This window comes from Micromonospora sp. ATA51 (assembly GCF_016802855.1).
GTDB lineage: Bacteria > Actinomycetota > Actinomycetes > Mycobacteriales > Micromonosporaceae > Micromonospora > Micromonospora sicca.
On sequence record NZ_JAEVHJ010000552.1, the window covers coordinates 1 to 2,482 of the forward strand.

Sequence of the window (2,482 nt, forward strand, 5' to 3'; positions counted from 1 at the left end):
CGGGCCGTGAAGCGTCTAGACCGGTTCATCCGGTCAACGTCGCCCGGCAACGGACGACTGCCAATCATGAGTCACGTTTGCTCACTGAAAGGTAACGGTGGGTTAGGCGGTGCCGTTCAGTTCGGCGTAGCCGCGGTGGGCGGCGATGAGGCCGGGGCGGGCGCCGAAGGGGGAATCGGCGGCCACCCGCTCGGGCGGGGCGTTGCCGGTGTGACCGGCGCGGATCAGCCAGGCCTGCCGGACGAGTTGGGCGTGCTGGGCGCGGACGAACTCGACGTCGACCGGGTCGCCGTGCCCGGGCACCACCACCGTCGCGGGGGTGGTGAGCCGGAGCAGGTCGGCGACGGCGTCCGGCCACTGCAGCGGGTACGACTCCTCGAAGGCCGGCGGCCCGCCCTGCTCGACCAGGTCACCGGCGACCAGCACGTCCGCGTCGGGCACGTGCACCACCAGGTCGGCGTCGGTGTGCCCGTGCCCCGGGTGGCGCAGCACCACGCGCCGGCCGCCGACGTCCAGCACCGTCTCGGTGTGCACGGTGTGCGTCGGGGCCAGCAACTCCGTGTCGGCCAGCTCGGCGGCGAGCTCCGGCCGCTCCTCCCGGATCTCCTCGTACGCGGCCCGGCGCAGCTCGTCGGGGCGCTCGCGCAGCGCCACGGCGGCCAGCGCGTGCGCGTACACCGGGCGGGGCGGGTCGGCGGCCAGGGTGGCGTTGCCGAAGCAGTGGTCGAAGTGGTGGTGGGTGTTGACCACGATCCACGGGTGCGGGGTGACCGCCCGGGCCGCGGCGGCCAGGTCGCGCGCCTGGACCGCCGTGGAGAGGGTGTCCACCAGCAGCGCCGCGCCGTCGCCCACCACCAGCGTCACGTTCACCTGGAGCAGCGGCTCCCGCAGCACGTGGACGCGGTCGGCGACCTCGACGAAGCGGCCGGTCATGACGCCCGCGAGGCGCGCTCGACGAAGCGTTGCCGGTCGACCAGCACCCGCTCGACCCGTCCCTCGGCGACGGTCTCCCCGCCGTCGGCGACGGTCACCTCGAACAGCAGCCGCCGACCGTCGACCGAGGTGAGGCGGGCCTGCGCGACCACCGTCCGGCCTACCGGCGTGGGGGCCCGGTGGTCCAGCTCGACCCGCAGCCCGACGGTGGTCTGCCCGGCCGGCATCCGGGTGGCGGTCGCGGCGACGGTCGCCGCCTCGGCCAGGGCCAGCACCCGGGGGGTGCTGAGCACCGGCACGTCCCCGGAGCCCACCGCCTGCGCGGTGTCGGCGTCGGTGACGGTCAGCTCGACCCGGGCGGTCAGGCCCGGCGTGAAGGAGGGCTCGGGCGGCGCGTGCATGGTCTCAGCGTAGGTGTTCGCCCGCCGCCGGGGCGACGCCGGGCGGCAACCGGTGGGTCCCGACACGCCCCGTCGACGGGGTCGGTCCCGTGGGGTCCCGCACACGCGGCGATCGGGCCGGTCGGCGGCCGTCCCGCGCGGCGGGCGGTGGTCGGCGTCGGTGGCTGCGTCGCCCGCCGTTAACCTTGACCGCGATGGCCGTCGTGACAGATCCCCAGCCCCCCGCCCGGACCGGCCCGGCCGCGTCGCCCGACGGCGGGCGGCGCCGTGCCGTAGCCATGGCGATCTGGGCGGTGGCGTTCCTGGCCGGCTGGTTCGCCATCGGCCTGCCGACCGACCCGGCGTACGCCTTCGTCTGGATCTGGGCGGCCACCATCGCCTGGAACTCCTCCCGGCCGTGGCGCAGCCACCTCCGGTTCGCCCGGGACTGGATTCCGGTGGTGCTGCTGCTCGCCGGGTACAACCTCTCCCGCGGGTTCGCTGACAACGGCGCGACGCCGCACGCCATGGAGCTGATCGTCGCCGACCGCTTCCTGTTCGGCTGGGCCACCGGCGGTGAGGTGCCCACCGTCTGGTTGCAGCAGCACCTCTACCGGCCGGACGTGCACTGGTGGGACGTGCTGGCGAGCTGGGTCTACTTCTCCCACTTCGTGATGACCCTGGCCGCCGCCGCGGTGCTCTGGCTGCGGGACCGCGGGCGCTGGGCCGCGTACATGCGGCGCTGGGGCTTCCTCTGCGCCGCCGGGCTGGTCACCTACTTCCTCTACCCGGCCGCGCCGCCCTGGTGGGCCGCGCAGAACGGCCTGCTCACCGAGGTGGCCCGGATCTCCACCCGGGGCTGGAAGGCGTTCGGCATGCACGGCGCGGGCAATCTGCTCAACGCCGGCCAGATCGCCGCCAACCCGGTGGCCGCGATGCCCTCCCTGCACACCGCGTTCGCCCTCTTCGTGGTGCTGTTCTTCCTGGGCGCCACCCGGCGGCGCTGGTGGCCGCTGCTGCTGGCGTACCCGCTGGCGATGACGTTCACCCTGGTCTACAGCGGCGAGCACTACATGATCGGACGTGCTGGTCGGCGTGGGCGTACGTCGGGATCACCTTCCTCGTCGTCGGCCTGGCCGAACGCGTGGTGGGCGGCCCGGCGCGCGCGG

Annotated in this window: 2 protein-coding genes and 1 pseudogene; 1 reads left to right on the top strand and 2 read right to left on the bottom strand. The window is 74.7% G+C overall.

What is annotated here, in order from left to right:
* Nucleotides 1-102 precede the first annotated feature (102 nt).
* Nucleotides 103-933 carry an MBL fold metallo-hydrolase gene (locus JNW87_RS37545; RefSeq protein WP_109800189.1) on the bottom strand — a complete coding sequence of 277 codons (831 nt, stop codon included), beginning with the start codon at nt 931-933 and terminating at the stop codon, nt 103-105.
* Nucleotides 930-1,334, bottom strand: a complete 405-nt coding sequence (locus JNW87_RS37550; protein WP_109800188.1) for a thioesterase family protein — start codon at nt 1,332-1,334, stop codon at nt 930-932. Before JNW87_RS37550 ends, JNW87_RS37545 begins: the two co-directional genes overlap by 4 nt.
* A 194-nt stretch (nt 1,335-1,528) precedes the next feature.
* Here JNW87_RS37550 and JNW87_RS37555 point away from each other — a divergent pair.
* Nucleotides 1,529-2,482, top strand: a pseudogene (locus tag JNW87_RS37555) (phosphatase PAP2 family protein); the annotation flags it as partial.

Coding starts and splice junctions, on each gene's coding strand:
- JNW87_RS37545 (WP_109800189.1), bottom strand. CDS start 933: ATGACCGGCCGCTTCGTCGAGGTCGCCGACCGCGTCCACGTGCTGCGG.
- JNW87_RS37550 (WP_109800188.1), bottom strand. CDS start 1,334: ATGCACGCGCCGCCCGAGCCCTCCTTCACGCCGGGCCTGACCGCCCGG.